The following is a 19,387-nucleotide window of genomic DNA, read 5'->3' as shown; positions in this document are numbered from 1 at the left end:
GTGTCGGATTGCGGGGTGTCCGCGGCATGGATGCCGCGGCCAAGCCTACAGGGACGTACTTGCGGCGTCCCCGCAATCCGACACCGCCCCACCATCCCACGGAATGCCAGCTTTTGACGTTGCTCTGGCCCTGGCCTCTGCAGGTGCAGGGCGCAGCCCTGCCGAAACCCACCCCTACCATGACTGCAGTCACTTGCCCGAATGGCCGCTGCTGGCGAAAGTCGAGGAGTTGACGTGATCGGATCGGTCCTTTGCCGGCCGCACGGAAGTGAGAGAGAGACGCAGTGCAACGACGTGAGTTCCTGGCATTTTCCGGTCTGGGCCTGGCGGGCCTGGTCCTGCCGCATTCGCGGCTGATCGCCGCCGAGCAGTTGCTGGTCCCGGTCGACCCGGCCAAACGCCGACGCCTGGCCGAGGTCGCCCTTGCCGCCGCACGCGCGGCCAAGGCCAGCTACTGCGACGTGCGCATCGGCCGCTACCTCAACCAGTCGGTGATCACCCGCGAACACCAGGTCGGCAACGTGACCAACCGCGAGTCCTCCGGTGTGGGCGTGCGGGTGATCGTCAACGGGGCCTGGGGGTTCGCCGCCACTCACCAGCAGACCGAAGCGGCAGTGCGCACCGCCGTCGAGCAGGCCACGGCCATCGCCCGCGCCAACGCCAGCATCCAGACCCGCCCGGTGCAGCTGGCACCCACCCCGGCGGTGGGCGAGGTGCGTTGGCAGACGCCGATCCGCCGCAATGCGATGGAAGTGCCGATCCAGGACAAGGTCGAGCTGCTGCTGTCGCTCAATGCGGCCGCGCTGAATGCGGGCGCCGACTACATCAATTCCACCCTGTTCCTGGTCAACGAACAGAAGTACTTCGCCTCCAGCGACGGCTCGTTCATCGACCAGGACATCCACCGCATCTGGCTGCCGTTCACCGCCACCGCCATCGACAAGGCCAGCGGCAAGTTCCGCACCCGCGCCGGTCTGTCCTCGCCGATGGGCATGGGCTACGAGTTCCTCGACGGGGACGCGCGCGGGAAGGTGCAGCTGCCCGGTGGCATCACTGCCTACCGCGATTCCTATGACCCGGTCGAGGACGCCATCGCCGCCGCCCGCCACGCACGCGAGAAGCTGAAGGCGCCGTCGGTGAAGCCCGGCAAGTACGACCTGGTGCTGGATCCGTCCAACCTGTTCCTGACCATCCACGAGAACGTCGGTCATCCGCTGGAGCTGGACCGCGTGCTCGGCTACGAAGCCAACTACGCCGGCACCAGCTTCGCCACGCTGGACAAGCGCGATGCCGGTTTCCGCTGGGGCAGCGACATCGTCACCTTCTTCGCCGACAAGACCCAGCCGGGCAGCCTCGGTGCGGTCGGCTACGACGACGAAGGGGTGAAGACCCAGCGCTGGGACCTGGTGCGCGACGGCATCCTGGTCGATTACCAGGCCACCCGCGATGAAGCGCACATCCTCGGCCGCGACGCCTCGCATGGCTGCAGCTATGCCGACTCGTGGTCCAGCGTGCAGTTCCAGCGCATGGCCAATGTCTCGCTGGCACCGGGCAAGGCGCCGCTGAGCGTCGAGGACATGGTCAAGGACGTGGAGAACGGCATCTACATCCACGGCCGTGGCTCCTATTCCATCGACCAGCAGCGCTACAACGCGCAGTTCGGCGGCCAGCTGTACTACCAGATCAAGAACGGAAAGATCACCGGCATGGTCGAGGATGCGGCCTACCAGATCCGCACGCCGGAGTTCTGGAACGCCTGCAGCGCCATCTGCGATGAACGCGACTTCCGCCTGGGCGGCTCGTTCTTCGACGGCAAGGGCCAACCCGGCCAGGTGTCGGCGGTCTCGCACGGTTCGTCCACCACCCGTTTCAACGGCATCAACATCATCAACACCGCGCGCAGTCTCGGCGCTTGAGCCACCCGTCCTTCATGGAGAGCAGCCTTGCACAGACGTGACTTCCTGGCCCTGACCGGGCTTACCGCTGGCGGCCTGATCGTGCCGTCGTTCTTCGGCAAGGCGATCGCCGCCGAGCAGCTGCAGTCCAGCCTCGACCCCGCGCTGAAGAAGCGCCTGGCCGATGCCGCCCTGCAGGCCGCACGCGGCGCCGGCGCCACCTACTGCGACGTGCGCATCGGCCGCTACCTGCGGCAGTTCGTGATCACCCGCGAAGACAAGGTGCAGAACGTGGTCAACACCGAGTCCACCGGTGTCGGCATCCGCGTGATCGTCAACGGCGCCTGGGGCTTTGCCGCCACCAATGCGCTCAGCACTGCCGACGTGGCCCGTGCCGCGCAGCAGGCCGCAGCCATCGCCAAGGCCAACGCGGGCGTGCAGACCGCGCCGGTGCAGCTGGCCAAGGCGCCGGGTGTGGGCGAGGTCAGCTGGAAGACGCCGATCCGCAAGAATGCGATGGAGGTACCGATCAAGGAGAAGGTCGACCTGCTGCTGGACGTCAACGCCGCGGCGATGGGCGCTGGCGCCAGCTTCATCAATTCGATGCTGTTCCTGGTGAACGAGCAGAAGTACTTCGCCTCCACCGACGGCTCCTACATCGACCAGGACGTGCACCGCATCTGGGCACCGATGACAATCACCGCCATCGACAAGGCCAGCGGCAAGTTCCGCACCCGCGAAGGGCTGTCCGCGCCGATGGGCCTGGGCTATGAGTATCTGGATGGCGCCCCTGCCGGCAAGGTGCTGACGCCCAACGGCGTGGTCAACTACAGCTCGTCCTACGACATGAAGGAAGATGCCATCGCAGCGGCCAAGCAGGCGCAGGAGAAGCTGAAGGCGCCGTCGGTGAAGCCTGGCAAGTACGACCTGGTCCTGGATCCGTCGCACACCTGGCTGACCATCCACGAGTCGATCGGCCATCCGCTGGAACTGGACCGCGTGCTCGGCTACGAAGCCAACTATGCCGGTACCAGCTTCGCCACCCTGGACAAGCGCGAGCAGCACTTCCAGTACGGCAGCGAACACGTGAACATCTTCGCCGACAAGACCCAGCCGGGCAGCCTCGGCGCGGTGGCGTACGACGATGAAGGCGTGAAGTGCAAGCGCTGGGACCTGATCAGCAACGGCAAGCTGGTGGACTACCAGACCATCCGCGACCAGGCCCACATCCTCGGCAAGACCGAATCCGATGGCTGCTGCTACGCCGACTCGTGGTCCAGCGTGCAGTTCCAGCGCATGGCCAACGTGTCGATGGCGCCGGGCAAGTCGCCGCTGAGCGTGTCGGACATGATCAAGGACGTGGAGAACGGCATCTACATCATCGGTGACGGTTCGTTCTCGATCGACCAGCAGCGCTACAACGCGCAGTTCGGCGGCCAGCTGTTCTACGAGATCAAGAACGGAAAGATCACCCGCATGCTTGAGGACGTGGCCTACCAGATCCGCACCCCGGAGTTCTGGAATGCCTGCACTGCCGTGGCCGACGAGCGCGACTACCGCCTGGGCGGTTCATTCTTCGACGGCAAGGGCCAGCCCGGCCAGGTCTCGGCGGTCTCGCACGGGTCTTCGACCGCGCGCTTCAACGGCATCAACGTCATCAACACCGCACGCAGCCTCGGCTGATCGGTCAGGAGCCCTTACACCATGAGTATCTTCACCGAAGCCCAGGCCAAGGCCATCCTCGACAAGGTCATCGCCCTGTCCAAGGCCGATGAGTGCACCGCCGTACTGGCCGGGTCGATCAACGGCAACATCCGTTTCGCCCTGAACAATGTGTCCACCAGCGGCATCGTCGACAACACCGAACTGGCCGTTACCGTGGCCTTCGGCAAGCGCGTGGGTACCGCTTCGATCAACGAGTTCGACGACGCCGCGCTGCAGCGCGTGGTCCGCCGCGCCGAAGATCTGGCCCGGCTGGCCCCGGAGAACCCGGAGTTCATGCCGGCCATCGGCAAGCAGAGCTATCGCGCCAGCCCGACCTTCAGCGAATCCACTGCCGCCATCGATCCGGCCTTCCGCGCCAAGGTCGCCGCCGATTCGATCGCGCCGTGCCGAGGCAACGGGCTGATCGCTGCAGGCTTCCTCGAAGACGGCCAGGGCTTCTACGCTACGGCCAACAGCAACGGCAACTTCGGCTACCAGCGCACCACCAACTTCGACTACACCTGCACCGTGCGCACCGAAGACGGCCGTGGTTCGGGCTGGGTGGGTCGCAACCTGAAGGACGCGGCCGACTTCAAGGCCGACCAGGACATCCGCATCGCGATGCGCAAGGCGACCGAGTCGCAGGAAGCCAAGGCGCTGGAACCCGGCAAGTACACGGTGATCCTGGAGCCGGCGGCGGCCGCGGGCCTGATCAGCTTCATGATGAATTTCTTCAGCGCGCGCTCGGCCGATGAAGGCCGCAGCTTCCTGTCCAAGAAGGGCGGCGGCAACAAGCTGGGCGAGCAGGTCTACGATCCGCGCGTGAACATGCATGCCGACCCGTGGCACCCGGAAGCGCCGGTGCTGCCATGGGATGGCGAAGGCATGCCGCGCGAGCGCATCGCCATCATCGAGAACGGCAAGATCGCCAACCTCGACTATTCGCGCTTCTGGGCGCAGAAGCAGGGCAAGACCGCCAAGGCCACGCCCGGCAACCTGCTGATGAGTGGTGGCGACAAGAACACCGCCGAGCTGGTGCGCGGCACCCAGAAGGGCATCCTGGTCACCCGCACCTGGTACATCCGCATGGTCGATCCGCAGACCGTGCTGCTGACCGGCCTGACCCGCGATGGCACCTTCTACATCGAGAACGGGCAGATCAAGTACCCGGTGAAGAACTTCCGCTTCAACGAATCGCCGGTGATCATGCTCAACAACATCGAAGAGCTGGGCAAGCCGGTGCGCGTGGCCGGTGACGAATCCAGCTTCGTGATGATGATCCCGCCGATGAAGCTGCGCGATTTCACCTTTACCTCGTTGTCCGACGCGGTCTGATGGATCGCCGGGCCTGCCTGCGCTGGTTGGCCGCTGCCGCTTCGGCGGCAGCCCTGCCGGCATGGGCGCAGGCAGGCCCGCGCAGTTCACGCTACGACTTCTGGTTCACCCGCCTGCAGTACGACTCCGGCGACTGGGACGTGGACGCGCGCATGCCGTCCAACCTGATCACCTCGCTGATCGACTACACCTCCCTGCGGGTGGACCCGCAGGAACGCGTGGTGGCCCTGGCCGACCCGCGCATGCTGGAGGCGCCGTTCTGCTACCTGGCCGGGCACACCCTGGTCGAGTTCAACGCCGCCGAACGGCAGAACTTCGTGCGCTATGTGCGTAATGGCGGCTTCGTCTTCGTCGATGACTGCAACCACGATATCGACGGCCTGTTCGCCACCTCGTTCGAAGCGCAGATGGGTCGCCTGTTTGGTCCCAAAGCACTGCAGAAGCTGCCCAACAGCCACCCGCTGTACCGCAGTTTCTTCCGTTTCCCCGACGGCCCGCCGGCCACCAGCTTCGAGCTCAACGGCTGGGGCGATGACCTGGTACACGACTACCTGAAGGGCATCGAGGTCGATGGCCGGCTGGGGCTGCTCTACAGCAACAAGGACTACGGCTGCGAGTGGGACTACGACTGGCGCAACAAGCGTTTCCTGGCCGAAGACAACACCCGCTTTGGCGTCAACATCGTGATGTACGCATTGAACAATTGAACGGACCACGCCCATGACCTCCCCCGACCTCGATTCCCTGCTGCCGCGCCTGCACGATCTGCGCGCTGCGCTCGCCCACGCCGTGGTCGGCCAGCACGCGGTGGTCGAGCAGTTGCTGATCGGCCTGCTGGCCGGTGGCCACTGCCTGCTGGAAGGCGCGCCGGGGCTGGGCAAGACCCTGCTGGTGCGCTCGCTGGGGCAGGCACTGGAACTGCAGTTCCGGCGCGTGCAGTTCACCCCGGACCTGATGCCCAGCGACATCCTCGGCACCGAACTGCTGGAAGAAGACCACGGTACCGGCCATCGCCATTTCCGCTTCCAGCAGGGCCCGATCTTCACCAACCTGCTGTTGGCCGACGAGCTCAACCGTACCCCGCCCAAGACCCAGGCAGCGCTGCTGGAAGCGATGCAGGAACGCACGGTCAGCTACGCCGGCACGACCTACACGTTGCCGGCACCGTTCTTCGTGCTGGCCACGCAGAATCCGATCGAACAGGCCGGTACCTACCCCTTGCCCGAAGCACAGCTGGATCGCTTCCTGCTGCACGTGCTGGTCGATTACCCCAGCGAGGAAGAAGAGCGGCAGATCCTGGAACAGACCACCGGTAGGGCCACTGGAAGCGTGCCCAAGGTGATGGATGCCGACGCGGTGATCGCGCTGCAGGCGGCGGTACGCCAGGTGCATGTCAGCCCCGACGTGCTGGCCTGGATCACCCGTCTGGTCCGCGCCAGCCGTCCCGGCGAGGGCGCACCGGCGGCGATCAACCAGTGGGTGAAATGGGGTGCGGGCCCGCGTGCCGGGCAGTCGCTGGTGCTGGCCGCCAAGGCGCGCGCACTGCTGCAGGGACGTTTCGCCGCCACCCGCGAGGATGTGCAGGCGCTGGCCGCACCGGTGATGCGTCATCGCCTGCTGCTGTCCTTCGCCGCCGAGGCCGAGCAGAAACGGGCTGACGATGTGGTCGCCGCACTGCTGCAGGCCGTTCCATTCCCGGGTTGATCCACTGGTGACCGCCGGCACGCCGCTGCTGCTGCCACCCGACCTGCGTGCGCGGCTGCGTGCGCTGCGGCTGCGACCGCGCCTGGCCAGCGGTGCAAGCGGCATCGGCCAGCACGCCAGCCGCAGCCGCGGTGCCGGCCTCGAGTTCGCCCAGTACCGTGCCTACGAGCCCGGCGACGAACTGCGCCAGATCGACTGGAAGCTGTACGCGCGCTCGGACCGCTTCTTCGTGCGTGAATCCGAGCGCGAAAGCCCGATCACCGTCTGGCTGCTGCTCGATGCCACTGCCTCGGCGGCCCAGGCCGATCGCGCGGCACCGGCACGCAGCCGCCTGGACCACATGCGGCAACTGGCAGCCTGCGTGGTCGAGCTGGCGCTGCAGCAGGGTGATCGCTTCGGCCTGCTGGCCATCGATGGCGAAGGCCTGCAACTGGTACCGGCCGCGCATGGCGCGCGCCAGCGCGACCGGGTGCACCTGCAACTGCATGCCCTGCAGGCGCGTGGCGGATGGCCGGCCGCCGAGCGCCTGCGACCGTTGTGGGAACGCGTGCGCCCTGGCGATCTGCTGCTGGCCATCGGCGATGGCTTCGATGACGCGGGCATCGTGCTGCTGGAGCAGCTGGCCAGCGCGCGCCGCGAGGTGATGCTGCTGCAGGTGCTGACCGCCGACGAACGCGATTTCCCCTTCGATGCAGGTCACCGCTTCCGCGATCCGGAAACGGGCGAGGAACTGCTGGGCGATGGCGCCGCGATCCGCGCCGACTACCTGCAGCGCTTCGCCGAGGCCCATGCCGCGCTGCGGGCGCGGTTGCAGTCCAGTGGCATCGCCATCGCCACCGGTTGGCTCGACCAGCCGCTGGACCAGCCGCTGCAGGCGCTGTTCGGCCGCAGGGGCGGCGCATGAGCCTGCTGTTTCCGCTGGGCCTGGCGGCGCTGGCCGCATGGCTGTTGCCACTGCTGATCCACCTCGCCCGTCGTCATCCCTATACGCCGCTGGATTTCGCCGCGCTGCGCTGGCTGCGCGCCCAGGTACGGCCACGCCAGCGCATCCGCTTCGATGATTGGCCGCTGTTGCTGGTGCGCCTGCTGTTGCTGGCCGCATTGGCCCTGCTGCTGGCGCGCCCAGCACTGACCGGTCCTAAACCGGTGCCAGCGGCGTGGACGGTGGTGGCACCGGGCCTGGACGCGACCGCACTGCGCAGCAGCGCCGATGCACGCAACTGGCATTGGCTGGCGCCGGGCTTCCCGCCCATCGACCAGTCCACGCCAGTAGACGTTGCTTCGCTGCCCAGCCTGCTGCGCGAGCTGGATGCGCAGCTGCCGGCCGGCACCGCGCTGACCGTACACGTACCCGATCCCTTGCCCGGCCTTGATGGTGCCCGCCTGCAGCTGTCGCGCGAGGTGCAGTGGCAGCCGCACACGCTGGCCGTCACTGCAGTGCCGCACGCCGCCGTGGCGCCACGCCTGCGTACGCGTAGTGATGCCCCAGCGGCAGCGCAGCACTGGCTGGGCGCGTTGCAGCGCGCATGGAGTACGCAACCGCTGGCTGCGCCCCTGGCCGACGATGCGTTGCCGGGTCGCGGCGAGATTGGCGTGTGGACCGGCGCCGATGTACTGCCTGGCACCTGGCAGCAGTGGCTGCAGCAGGGCGGCACGGTGCTGACCGCTGCCAAGCCGCCCGCGGGCGCAGCCGTCCTGCTGCGTGATGCAGACAATGCACCGCTGCTGTGGCAGCAGCGCATCGGCACGGGCCGCCTGCTGCATCTTCCCGGCGAATGGAACGTGGCCCGCAACCGTGCACTGCGCGATGACCGCCTGCCGCGCGACCTGCTGCAGGCCCTGCAACCGCCATCGACCCCGCACCTCGGTGATGCGCAGGACCAGGCACCACGTCGCGCGACGTTGCCCGCGGCAACGCCGCCCCTGCGTGAACCGACCTCCTGGCTGCTGCTGATGATCGTGCTGCTGTTCGCGCTTGAGCGCTGGATGGCGAGCAGCGCGCGACGCAGGGCTGCCCCATGAAGACGCTGCAACAGGCATGGCAACGCGCACGCCGGCGCCGGGCCGCGATCACCGTGCTGCTGGGCCTGCCATGGGCGTTGGCGGCGGCGGCACTGGCGCTGCGCCTGTCGGGTTTTGATATCGCCTGCGTCGTGGCGACCGTGGCCCTGCTCCTCATTGCGGCCGTGGCAACGACCCGCGCCCGGCAGCTGGACCGGCGCTGGCTGCAGCGCAGGCTGGATGCCAGTGGTGCCAGCGAGGACAGCGCCGACCTGCTGTTCGCTGATGTCGCTGCGCTCAACCCGTTGCAGCAACGCCAGCGCACGCACGTGCTGGCGGCGCTTGAACGCAACCTCCCCGAGCTGCGACCGCGCTGGCCGCGCAGGGCAGTGGCGCTGTGCTGGATCGGCGGCATCGCCGTCGCTGGGCTGGCGCTGGGCTGGCCGCACAACGCCGCACCGCGCACCGCCGCCCTTGCGACACCGCAAAGCGACGCCAAGGCCGGTCCACTGCGCCTGCAGTCCACCCGCCTGCACATCGATGCACCGGCCTACACCGGCCAACCCACGCGTACGCAGAACGCGCTCGACGCCAAGGTCGCCGCCGACAGTCGCCTGTCCTGGTCGCTGCGCTTCGACCGTGCACCCAGCAAGGCCTGGCTGCAGTTTCACGATGGCCGTCGCCTGCCATTGCGCGAGCACGACGGTGAATGGCAGGCGCAGGACGTGGCACGCACCCCGCTGCTGTATCGCGTGGTCAGCGAACCTGCACTGGCCGACACCCGCCTGCATCGGCTCGACGTGGTGGCCGACCGTGCGCCCACGGTGCGTGTGATCGACCCTGCTGCCAGCCTGGTGCTGGGCAGCCCCGGGCAGCGGCAGTGGGCGCTGCGCTTCGAGGCCAGCGACGATCATGGCGTCCTCCCGCAGGCGACGCTGTCGATCACCACCACCCAGGGCAGCGGCGAGAACATCACCTTCGTCCGGCGCAGCGTGACCCTGAACGGCAGCGGCGAGGCCACGGCACGGCGCTTTGCCCACACCCTCGACCTGGCCGCTCTGGGCGCACAGCCCGGCAACGATGTGATCGCCCAGCTGGAAGTGCGCGACAACCACGCGCCGACAGCACAGGTCGGCCGCAGCAGCAGCGTGATCCTGCGCCTGCCCAGCACCGAAGCGGTGCTGGGTGCCGAACTGGAAGGCCGTATCAAGAAGACCCTGCCTGCGTACTTCCGCAGCCAGCGGCAGATCATCATCGATGCCGAGGCGTTGATCCGCGAACGCCGGGCCGTCGCCGCCGATACCTTCGTCAAGCGCAGCGATGCGATCGGCGTCGACCAGCGCATCCTGCGCCTGCGCTACGGCCAGTTCCTGGGCGAGGAAAGCGAGGGCGCGCCGAAGCCACCGCCGACCAGCGACCTGCCCACCAGCGATACGCCCGCGGCCGACACGCACGACGACGAGCGTGAGCACGATCACGAGGTGCAGGCCGGCGCACACGACGAGCACGGCCACGACCACGGCGGCGCAGCCAGCGGCAGCGACACGCCACCGGTGTTCGGCAGCGCCGCCGACGTGCTGTCCGAGTACGGGCATACCCACGACCACGCCGAGGCGGCGACGCTGCTTGACCCGCAGACGCGCGCCACACTGAAGGCAGCGCTGGACCAGATGTGGTCGGCCGAAGGCGAACTGCGCCAGGGGCGCCCCGAGCAGGCCCTGCCGTTTGCCTACAAAGCGCTGGCCTTCATCAAGCAGGTGCAGCAGGCCGAGCGCATCTACCTGGCCCGTGTAGGCCCGGAGCTGCCGCCGATCGACGAGGGCCGACGCCTGAGTGGCGACCGTGCCGGGTTGGCCAGCCGCGCACTGCCGCTGGCCGCACGCACGCCCCCTGACCCGGCCGTGGTCGAGGCCTGGCAGCGATTGGGCGACGAGGACGGCACGCCTGACCTGGACCTGCTGGCCGCCTGGCAGCAGCGCAACAGCGCTTTCCTGCCCGACGCACTGGACCTGGCTGCCGCCATCGAGCAACTGCGCATCGAACCCGGCTGCACCGAGTGCCGACAGCGCCTGCGTGCGCAGCTGTGGCGCGCACTGCAGCGGCCCCTGCCGCAGGTGATGCGACGCAGTGCAGCCGATGCCATGGGGCAGCGCTACCTCGACGCGCTGGAGGCGCAGCCATGAGCGCATCGGCATTGAATGTGTGGATCGCGCTCGTGCTGGGACTGATCGTGCTCGTCGCCAGTGCGCGCCAGCTGCGTTCGCCCACGCACGGTCGCGGCCATCTGATCGCCGTACTCACGCTGCAGGCCGCCGCCGCTGCGCTGCTGTACGTCTGCCTGCTGCCGCCATCACAACGCGTTGCCCTGACCGGCCTGGTGGTGATCGGCGCCGAGGCCGACAAGGCGGGTGCGCTGCCGGCCGGCGCCACCCGAGTACTGCTGCCGGAAGCACCGGCCATGGCCGGTGCAGCGCGCGTGCCGGACCTGGCCACCGCATTGCGCCGTTATCCGTCCTCCACGGTGACCCTGGTCGGAGCCGGCCTGGCCGCGCGTGATCGCGATGCCGCACTGCCCACCGATACGCGCTGGCAGGCAGCGCCTGCACCCAATGGATGGATCGCTCTGCAGCCGCCTGCGGACGCAGCTCCCGGAGCGCGCTTCGATGTGCACGCACAGGCACACGGCGTGGAACGCGCGCAGGCCGAGCTGCTGGACCCGGCCGGCGCGGTGGTCGATCGTGCACCGCTGGCAGCCGATGGCCGTGTGCAGCTCAGCGGCGTCGCCCGCGCCGAAGGCCGTAGCGTGTTCCAGCTGCGCCTGCTGGATGCGCAGGGCCATGTTGCCGACAGCGTGCCGGTGCCGCAGCAGACGCTGGCCGCCGCTCCGCTGCGCCTGCTGGTGCGCTCTGCCGCACCGGGCGCCGAACTGAAGTACCTGCGCCGCTGGGCCACCGATGCCGGCATCCGCGTGCAGCTGCAGGCCGAGACCGGTGCGGGCCTCAGCCTGGGCGACGGCAACGTGGCGTTGGACGCGGCCACGCTGGCGCGCAGCGACCTGCTGCTGCTCGATGAACGCAGCCTGGGCGCACTCGGCGCCGGTCAGATGGCGGCCGTGCGCCAAGCCCTGCGCGACGGCCTGGGCCTGCTGGTGCGCAGTACCGGCGCGCCATCGGCCAGCGCACGGCAACGCCTGCGCGATCTGGGCCTGCCGTTGCAGGGCGATGCCGGCAGCCAGCTCGCGGCAATGGCCGCCGAGGGTGACGCCACGATGCTGCAGGCACGTCGCGGGCCCTTGGCCGCCGGCACCCTGGCCACCGGTGACGGCGAAGAAGCCGACCGCGCGTCGCACGCAGCGGCACTGCCGGCGCTGGAGTCCCTGGCGCTGCAGGCAGTCGACAGCCGCGCCCTGCTGCAGGATCGCGACGGCAAGCCCATCGGCGGTTGGCGCGCCGTCGGCAAGGGTCGTATCGGCGTGCTGCCGATCACTGACAGCTGGCGCTGGGTACTGGCCGGCCGCGAGGATCGCCACGGCGAGTTGTGGAGCTCAGTGTTTGCCACCCTGGCACGTGCGCAGCCCGGTAGCGAAGGCCCATGGTCGCCCCAGGCACTGGCCTGGGCCGGCGAACGCCAGTCGCTGTGTGGCGTGCAGGCACCGCTGCAGGCCTTCGACACGCACGGCGAGGGCGTGCCGCTGATCGTCGACAGCGGTACCGGCACAGCGCGATGCGCGGGCTGGTGGCCGCGCCAGGCCGGTTGGCAGCGCCTGCAGCACGGCGACCGCCCGCACTGGCGCTACGTGTTCGATCCGAAGCAGGCCCCGGCGCTGCACCGGCAGGCGATGATCGATGCCACCGCGCAGCGGCTGGCCGCTGCCGCACCGGCCACCGCGCAGGCGGACCAGCGCGTGCCGGGGCCGCGCTGGCCGTGGTGGCTGGCGTTCGTGCTGTGCGCGTCGCTGCTGTGGTGGCTTGAGCGACGACGCTGATTCCGGGGTCGGATCCCTTTCGCGTGCGAAAGGGCTCTGACCCCACCGATTGGATCGCAAACACCCTCCACGCATGGCGTGGATCTACTGACGCCATGCGTGAATCGACGGAATGCGCCGTTCAACGTTTCGCCGCGCGCCGGTACACTCCATTGAAGCGCACGTTCATGCCGCCGCACTCGCTGTTGTCGGCCACGATCAGCACGTCCCCCAGCAGCTGCGCGTGCACCGTGCAGGTGTCCTCCACGAAGTCGACCTGGGCACCACGCGGCAGCGCCTGCGCGCTCACCGCGCCGATGTTCGGGCCACCCGGGCGTTCGGCCGGCGTCGGGTTGGCCGAGGGCCAGTAGGCATCGCCTTGCACGTGCAGCTGGCCGTCGCGCACGCGGATCCGCAGGCCGTTGTCACTGTCCTTCCAGTCTCCCGACCAGGCCTGCAGCGTAGGCGCGGGCACCGGCAACGCCTGCAGCTTGCTGCGATCCACCCAGCCTGCGCTGCCACCCACCTTGTTCGGGAAGAACGCGCAGCGGTAGCCGCCAAGATCGCGCCCGGTCACCACCGTATCGCCACTCACCACGTAGCTGCGCTGGCGGCAGGCGGGTTCGCCCTTCGCGGGACAGCCATCCATGTCGCCCAGCAGGTACAGGCGTGGCGTGCCGACCACCCTGGCCAGGGCAAAGCCCGATTGTTCCGAAGGAAACGCGCCATTGCGGCAGGAACCGCCATCGGTCAGGTCGCTGGCGGATGCGCCAAGCGGGCTCAGCGTCGCAAGCAGGAACAGGGTACGTCGCAGCATCCAGGCAGCCTCGAAGGGAAGGCCCGCAGGATACCGCCTACTTCTGCGGCGGCGCGCCGCAACCGTCCTGCTGCGCGCAGAACTGCAGCGCGCGCCGCTGCTGCTCCGCGCTCAGTTCCGGTGGCGGCCGGGCGATGGCCGACTGGATCTGGTCCGGGCCACCGGTGAGCTTGTTCACTCCCTTCGCGGCCGCCATCACCCCCTTGACCACGCCCATCATGATGTAACCACCGGCCATGCTGACCTGTTCGGGCGACGGCGGCTCGCTCCAGTTGCGGCTGAAGCGGTTGTTCTCGGCCTTCAGCGGGTTCTTGAAGCGGTACAGGTCCAGCGGCTGGTCGTCTTCAGGCTTGAGCGCACGCACTTCACCCAGCGTGGTGACGTTGTCCTGCGGCAGGGTGGTGGAAACCGGCGCGGTGGTTGCCGCCGGTACGTCCACAGGGGGAGCAGGCGCAGGATCGGGCGGCGTCACCGGCGCGGCCTGCTGCGCCTGCGCGATGCCGGTCAGCAGCAGGCTGGCCAGAAGTGCTCCCTGCGTTCCACGTCGTGCCACAGCCATCCACCCTGTTGGTTGCGTCCAGCGGCCAAGGATACGGATGCAGGCTTCAGATTTCGTTGGCAACCACGTGGGCGTTCAGGCTGTATCCCGCTTCACCGGACCCGGCTGCTGCGCCGACGTTTGCAACAATCGTCATTCCCATCGGGGCGCTGGGCCGACAAGCTGCGCTGTTTCCCCGCCCCGATGTCGACCATGGCACCTCCCTCCACCTCCATGTCGCTGCAGCGGTTCGGCCGCTGATGTCCCGCGCTGCACTGCTGGTCGTACTCGCCTCGCTGCTGGCGATGATCGTAGCCGCCGTTGCCGAATGGACGTCCCGCGTCCGCACAGGGTTGGCCTCGCTGCGCCGGAGCAGCGTGCTGCGCACGCTGGAGGCCGATGAACACACGGCGCTGGCAACGGTGCGCGCACTGACCGGCTGCGTCCATGGCGACCAGGTGCGGGTACTGCGCGGAAGGTTCACCGGAGGCGCCGTCAGCCGCCACTACCCGGTCTCCGACGGCCTGCTGGGCGGCATTCCCGTGCTGCTGCCGCGGCAGGCATGCCCACACCTTGCTGCGGACAATGACGCCGAAGTGGTGCTGGGCGAGCGCTGGGCCGTTGTGGTGCGTCTCAATGGATTCCATGTGACCGCAATGCGGCCGGTTGCAGCCGTCAGCCAGCTTCGTGGCGAGCGTCTGGAGACGCCGGAAGAAATCGCGATGCGACGCGGACCCGGGCTGCGCCTGCCTGCGCTGTTGATCGCGGTGCTGGCGCTATGGGCCGCTGCCGATGCGTCCGGCATGCTCTGCATGTCCCTGCCGCATGACGTCAGCTACCTGTCAGGTGTACCCCTGCTCGCCCTCGCCGGCCTGGCAGTCTGGCTGGGTCGACCGCGCCGCAGGGGCCCGGCGACGGCACAGCGCGTGCTGCAGGTGCAAGGGCGCCTGCGCGCGTACCAGCGGAACGCACAGACATCGCAGGCGTGGCTGCTGGGCAGCGACCTGCGCGTGCAGCTTCCATGGGAGTGGCTGGACGTCGCGGGATTCTCCACCGGCCGTGCGCTGCGCCTGGATGTACGCGAAGGTGATGGCAAGGTGCTGGCCGCAGGGTCAAGCTGGTGCCTGGCCAGCGACCGGCTGCGCTACCCGTCCAGCGGGGGATTCCGGCATCTGGCCTGGCTCGTCATGCTGCTGCTTCTGCTGGTGCTTGGCGCCCTCTGGGCGCCCCTGTCGCAGCGGCTGGACCTGGGCTGGCCGGGCGTACTCCACTGGCAGATGTTCGCGCTGTTGGCGGCGGCCTGGCACGCGCTGATGCTCGTTGTGTGCGTTCGTCGGTCGGTCAGCCGCACTGCCGCGCGTAGCGCCGCGTTCGAGGCACGCCCGGCCCCAGGCACTGAATGATTCACGCCCTCCAGTCGCCGTGTCTCACATGCTGAGACCCATCTGTGGTGCCATGTGATCCCCCGAAAATCCTCTTCCCATGGCCTACGAACTCGCCAAGCGCACCGCCGATGCGGAGCAGCAGCTCGCTACCCGCGATGGCCTGCCCGCCCGCGATGGCGCCCTGCTCAGCGCACGCCTGCAGCGCCGCTACCAGGACCGCATCACCGGCAGCTTCGCCATTCCCGGCCGCGAAGGCCGCTATGCGCCGATTCCCGATTCCGTGCCACCGGCCCTGGCGGCGGCACTGAAGGCACGCGGCATCGAGCAGCTGTACAGCCACCAGGCCGAGGCCTGGGAGGCCAGCCAGCGCGGTGAACACGTGGCCATCGTCACCCCCACCGCCAGCGGCAAGTCGCTGTGCTACACCCTGCCGGTGGTCAGCGCCGCCATGCAGGACAAGGCCAAGGCGCTGTACCTGTTCCCGACCAAGGCACTGGCCCAGGACCAGGTGGCCGAGCTGCTGGAGCTCAACCGCGCCGGCGACCTCGGGGTGAAGGCCTTTACCTTCGATGGTGACACCCCCGGCGATGCACGCCAGGCGATCCGCCTGCATGGCGACATCGTGGTTTCCAACCCGGACATGCTGCACCAGGCGATCCTGCCGCATCACACCAAGTGGGCGCAGTTCTTCGAGAACCTGCGCTACATCGTCATCGACGAAGTGCACACCTATCGCGGTGTGTTCGGCAGCCACGTCACCAACGTGCTGCGCCGGCTCAAGCGCATCTGCGCGTTCTACGGGGTGCAACCGCAGTTCATCCTGTGCTCGGCCACCATCGGCAACCCGCAGGCGCATGCCGAGGCGCTGATCGAAGCGCCGGTCACTGCCATCACCGAATCCGGCGCGCCCAGCGGCCCCAAGCAGGTACTGCTGTGGAACCCGCCGGTGATCAACCCCGACCTGGGCCTGCGTGCCTCGGCGCGCTCGCAGAGCAACCGCATCGCCCGCATCGCGATCAAGTCCGGGCTGAAAACGCTGGTATTCGCGCAGACCCGGCTGATGGTGGAGGTGCTGACCAAGTACCTGAAGGACATCTTCGACCACGACCCGCGCAAGCCACCGCGCATCCGCGCGTACCGCGGCGGCTACCTGCCCACCGAGCGCCGCGAGACCGAGCGTGCGATGCGTGCCGGCAACATCGACGGCATCGTCAGCACCTCGGCGCTGGAGCTGGGCGTGGACATCGGCAGCCTGGACGTGGTGATCCTCAACGGCTATCCCGGCAGCGTGGCCGCTACGTGGCAGCGCTTCGGCCGCGCCGGCCGCCGCCAGCAGCCTGCCCTCGGGGTGATGGTGGCCAGCTCGCAGCCGCTGGACCAGTACGTGGTGCGCCATCCGGACTTCTTCGCCGAAGCGTCGCCGGAACACGCGCGCATCGCGCCCGACCAGCCGTTGATCCTGTTCGACCACATCCGCTGCGCGGCGTTCGAGCTGCCGTTCCGGGTCGGCGATGGCTTCGGCCCGATCGATCCGGAAGTGTTCCTGGAAGCACTGGCCGAAACCGAGGTGATCCATCGCGAAGGCGAGCGCTGGGAGTGGATCGCCGACAGCTACCCGGCCAACGCGGTCAGCCTGCGCGCGGTGGCCGACGGCAACTTCGTGGTGGTCGACCGCAGCGATGGCCGCCAGCAGATCATCGCCGAGGTCGACTATTCGGCTGCCGCGCTCACCCTGTACGAAGGCGCCATCCACATGGTGCAGTCCACCCCCTACCAGGTGGAGACGCTGGACTGGGAAGGCCGCAAGGCCTACGTGACCCGCACCCACGTGGACTACTACACCGACAGCATCGACTTCACCAAGCTCAAGGTGCTGGACCGTTTCGATGGTGGCGTGGCCGGCCGTGGCGATTCGCACCATGGCGAAGTACACGTGGTGCGCCGCGTGGCCGGCTACAAGAAGATCCGCTACTACACCCACGAGAACATCGGCTACGGTCCGGTCAACCTGCCCGACCAGGAACTGCACACCACCGCAGTGTGGTGGCAGCTGCCGCAGGCGCTGCTGCTGCGCGCCTTCGCCAGCAAGCAGGATGCGCTGGATGGGTTCCTCGGCGCGGCCTATGCGCTGCACATCGTCGCCACGGTGGCGGTGATGGCCGATGCGCGCGACCTGCAGAAGTCGGTGGGCAACGGCGATGGCACCTGGATCGCGATTGCCGACCAGAGCGGCCGCGGCCAGCTGCGTGGCAGCGATGGCGAGCCGGGCGCGGTGGAACTGCTGCAGGAGTTCGTGCCGACCGTGTACCTGTACGACAACTTCCCCGGTGGCGTCGGCCTGAGCGAGCCGTTGTGGCAGCGCCAGGCCGAGCTGGTGCAACGCGCGCGCGAACTGGTACAGCGCTGCGACTGCAGGGCGGGTTGTCCGGCCTGCGTCGGCCCGGTGCTGGCCGCGCAGGAAGAAGACGAAACCTCACCGCGTGCGTTGGCGCTGCGCGTGCTCGACCTGTTCGATGCAAATGCCTGCCAGCATGTCGCCGACGTGGTGGTGAGCACACGCGACCCGATGGAGCTGATCGCCCCGTGAGCCTGAGCCTGGACAAGCTGCGCCTGCTGCGGAAGCAGGCCGGTGACCCGAAAGCGGGCACGCCTGCCGCGCCGGCGCAGGACACGCCACCGGCCCCCGTGGCCGCCAACGATGCGCGGCAGCCACCGGCCGAGCGTTCGGTGTTTGCCTGGGTGGAACAGGAGATCCGCCACAAGCCGACCGGCACCGCCACCTCCACGCCTGCGCCGCCAGCACTGCGACGGCCCGAGGTCGGCAGCCTGCATCGCCTGCTCGGCATGCGCTCGCGTGGCGGCCCGGCGCCGGCACGTGCCAGTGCACAGGACCGGCAGTTGCCCGGTGAAGAGATCGCGCCCGGCCTGTTCCTGATCGAGTCGCTGCAGCCACAGCCGATTCCCACCATGCCGCTGTCGCTGGCGTTCGCCAAGCGCGAAGACCAGCACGTGGCTGCGCGCGACCTGCTGTTCTTCGATACCGAAACCACCGGCCTGGCCGGCGGCACCGGCACCCGCGCCTTCATGATCGGCGCCGCCGACTGGCACGTGTGCCCGCAGCGCGGCGAGGGCCTGCGCATCCGCCAGTTGCTGATCTCCACGATGGCCGCTGAAGAAGCCATGCTGGCCACCTTCGCCCGCTGGCTGCAGCCACATACGGTGTTCTGCAGCTACAACGGCCGCAGCTACGACGCACCACTGCTGAAGACGCGTTACCGGTTGGCCCGGCAGGCCGATCCCATCACTGCACGGGACCACGTCGACCTGCTGTACCCCACCCGCCGCCGTTATCGCGGTACGTGGGAGAACTGCAAGCTGTCCACCATCGAGCGGCAACTGCTGCGTGTGGTGCGCGAGGATGATCTGCCCGGTTCGGAAGCCCCCGCTGCGTGGCTGCGTTTCCTGCGCGGCGGCGATGCGGTGAATCTGCGCCGAGTGGCCGACCACAACCACCAGGACGTGGTGACCCTGGCGCTGCTGCTGCAGCGGCTGGTGCGGGAGGAACAGCGCGAGCGCGAGACGCTGGCGCTGGTAAGCGGATGATCGGGAAGGGCGGATTCAGGCCACGTTGACATCGCTGACACACGTCCCGGCGACACTGCCGCTACTGAACGTCACCCAGGAGTACTGCCATGCGTCGATCCTCCCTGTTGCTGCTTGCGGCCATCCTGCCGCTGGCGGCCTGCAGCCATGCCGGTGGCAACGCCCCCGCCGAGGTCGGCAGCCTGCCAGCCAAGGTGTCCGATGGCCCGCAGGAATGCAGGCCCGATGCGTTGGAAGCCTTCACCGGCAAGACCGCCGACGAAGCGACGATCAAGAAGCTGGTGACCGACAGTGGCGCGCGCAATGCACGCGTGGTCAAACCGGGGATGGCGGTCACCATGGACTTCCGCCAGGACCGCGTGACCGTGCAGGTGGACGCGCAGAACCGCATCGAGCGCGCCAGCTGCGGCTGATCCGGGCCCTTCGGGTAGCGCCGGGCCA

The 19,387-nt window shown here is 68.6% G+C and carries 15 protein-coding genes; 13 read left to right on the top strand and 2 right to left on the bottom strand.

What is annotated here, in order from left to right; genetic code table 11:
• The first annotated feature begins 284 nt into the window (after positions 1-284).
• Genes ACFX4F_RS12370 through ACFX4F_RS12330 form a run of 9 tightly spaced genes read left to right on the top strand, consistent with a single transcriptional unit; the run spans position 285 to position 12,624 of the window.
• Positions 285-1,916 (top strand): TldD/PmbA family protein, encoded by a 1,632-nt coding sequence (locus ACFX4F_RS12370; RefSeq protein ID WP_380655668.1) that lies wholly within the window; start codon positions 285-287, stop codon positions 1,914-1,916.
• Positions 1,917-1,943: 27 nt separating this feature from the next.
• Positions 1,944-3,578, top strand: a complete 1,635-nt coding sequence (locus ACFX4F_RS12365) for a TldD/PmbA family protein (RefSeq protein ID WP_099819497.1) — start codon at positions 1,944-1,946, stop codon at positions 3,576-3,578.
• A gap of 21 nt (positions 3,579-3,599) precedes the next feature.
• Positions 3,600-4,934, top strand: coding sequence for a TldD/PmbA family protein (locus tag ACFX4F_RS12360; protein ID WP_099819496.1), 1,335 nt, complete (start codon positions 3,600-3,602; stop codon positions 4,932-4,934).
• Positions 4,934-5,641 (top strand): DUF4159 domain-containing protein, encoded by a 708-nt coding sequence (locus tag ACFX4F_RS12355; protein ID WP_099819495.1) that lies wholly within the window; start codon positions 4,934-4,936, stop codon positions 5,639-5,641. The genes ACFX4F_RS12360 and ACFX4F_RS12355 overlap by 1 nt, the downstream gene beginning before the upstream one ends.
• Before the next feature lie 13 nt (positions 5,642-5,654).
• Positions 5,655-6,638, top strand: coding sequence for a MoxR family ATPase (locus tag ACFX4F_RS12350; RefSeq protein WP_099819494.1), 984 nt, complete (start codon positions 5,655-5,657; stop codon positions 6,636-6,638).
• Positions 6,639-6,645: 7 nt separating this feature from the next.
• Positions 6,646-7,542: a DUF58 domain-containing protein gene (locus tag ACFX4F_RS12345; protein WP_380655662.1), complete on the top strand. Its 897-nt coding sequence runs from the start codon at positions 6,646-6,648 to the stop codon at positions 7,540-7,542.
• Entirely contained in the window at positions 7,539-8,660 is a 1,122-nt protein-coding gene (locus ACFX4F_RS12340; protein ID WP_380655659.1) for a BatA domain-containing protein, read from the top strand. Before ACFX4F_RS12345 ends, ACFX4F_RS12340 begins: the two co-directional genes overlap by 4 nt.
• A complete protein-coding gene (locus ACFX4F_RS12335) occupies positions 8,657-10,822 on the top strand; it encodes a hypothetical protein (RefSeq protein ID WP_380655656.1) in 2,166 nt (721 codons plus the stop codon). Before ACFX4F_RS12340 ends, ACFX4F_RS12335 begins: the two co-directional genes overlap by 4 nt.
• On the top strand, positions 10,819-12,624 hold the full coding sequence (locus tag ACFX4F_RS12330; protein ID WP_380655654.1) for a hypothetical protein: 1,806 nt from the start codon (positions 10,819-10,821) through the stop codon (positions 12,622-12,624). The genes ACFX4F_RS12335 and ACFX4F_RS12330 overlap by 4 nt, the downstream gene beginning before the upstream one ends.
• A 121-nt stretch (positions 12,625-12,745) precedes the next feature.
• On the opposite strand, the gene ACFX4F_RS12325 is transcribed toward ACFX4F_RS12330, so the two are convergent.
• Positions 12,746-13,420, bottom strand: a complete 675-nt coding sequence (locus ACFX4F_RS12325; RefSeq protein WP_380655651.1) for a hypothetical protein — start codon at positions 13,418-13,420, stop codon at positions 12,746-12,748.
• A gap of 37 nt (positions 13,421-13,457) precedes the next feature.
• A complete protein-coding gene (locus ACFX4F_RS12320; protein ID WP_380655649.1) occupies positions 13,458-13,979 on the bottom strand; it encodes a hypothetical protein in 522 nt (173 codons plus the stop codon).
• 239 nt (positions 13,980-14,218) lie between these two features.
• On the opposite strand from ACFX4F_RS12320, the gene ACFX4F_RS12315 reads away from it, so the two are divergent.
• The 4 genes from ACFX4F_RS12315 to ACFX4F_RS12300 all read left to right on the top strand — a co-directional run bounded on the left by ACFX4F_RS12315 (position 14,219) and on the right by ACFX4F_RS12300 (position 19,359).
• Positions 14,219-15,361, top strand: a complete 1,143-nt coding sequence (locus ACFX4F_RS12315) for a hypothetical protein (protein WP_380655646.1) — start codon at positions 14,219-14,221, stop codon at positions 15,359-15,361.
• Between the two features lie 79 nt (positions 15,362-15,440).
• Complete coding sequence (locus ACFX4F_RS12310; RefSeq protein ID WP_380655643.1) at positions 15,441-17,930, top strand: DEAD/DEAH box helicase; 2,490 nt, start codon at positions 15,441-15,443, stop codon at positions 17,928-17,930.
• The gene (locus ACFX4F_RS12305; protein ID WP_380655641.1) at positions 17,927-18,946 is read left to right on the top strand and encodes a ribonuclease H-like domain-containing protein; all 1,020 of its coding nucleotides are present in this window, start codon (positions 17,927-17,929) and stop codon (positions 18,944-18,946) included. The genes ACFX4F_RS12310 and ACFX4F_RS12305 overlap by 4 nt, the downstream gene beginning before the upstream one ends.
• A gap of 89 nt (positions 18,947-19,035) precedes the next feature.
• Positions 19,036-19,359 carry an I78 family peptidase inhibitor gene (locus ACFX4F_RS12300; RefSeq protein ID WP_380655639.1) on the top strand — a complete coding sequence of 108 codons (324 nt, stop codon included), beginning with the start codon at positions 19,036-19,038 and terminating at the stop codon, positions 19,357-19,359.
• The last annotated feature ends 28 nt before the right edge of the window (positions 19,360-19,387 follow it).

The organism is Stenotrophomonas sp. YIM B13575 (assembly GCF_042787595.1).
Lineage (GTDB): Bacteria > Pseudomonadota > Gammaproteobacteria > Xanthomonadales > Xanthomonadaceae > Stenotrophomonas > Stenotrophomonas lactitubi_B.
Note: the sequence above shows the minus strand (reverse complement) of the source record. Positions and strands in the feature narration are given on the sequence as shown.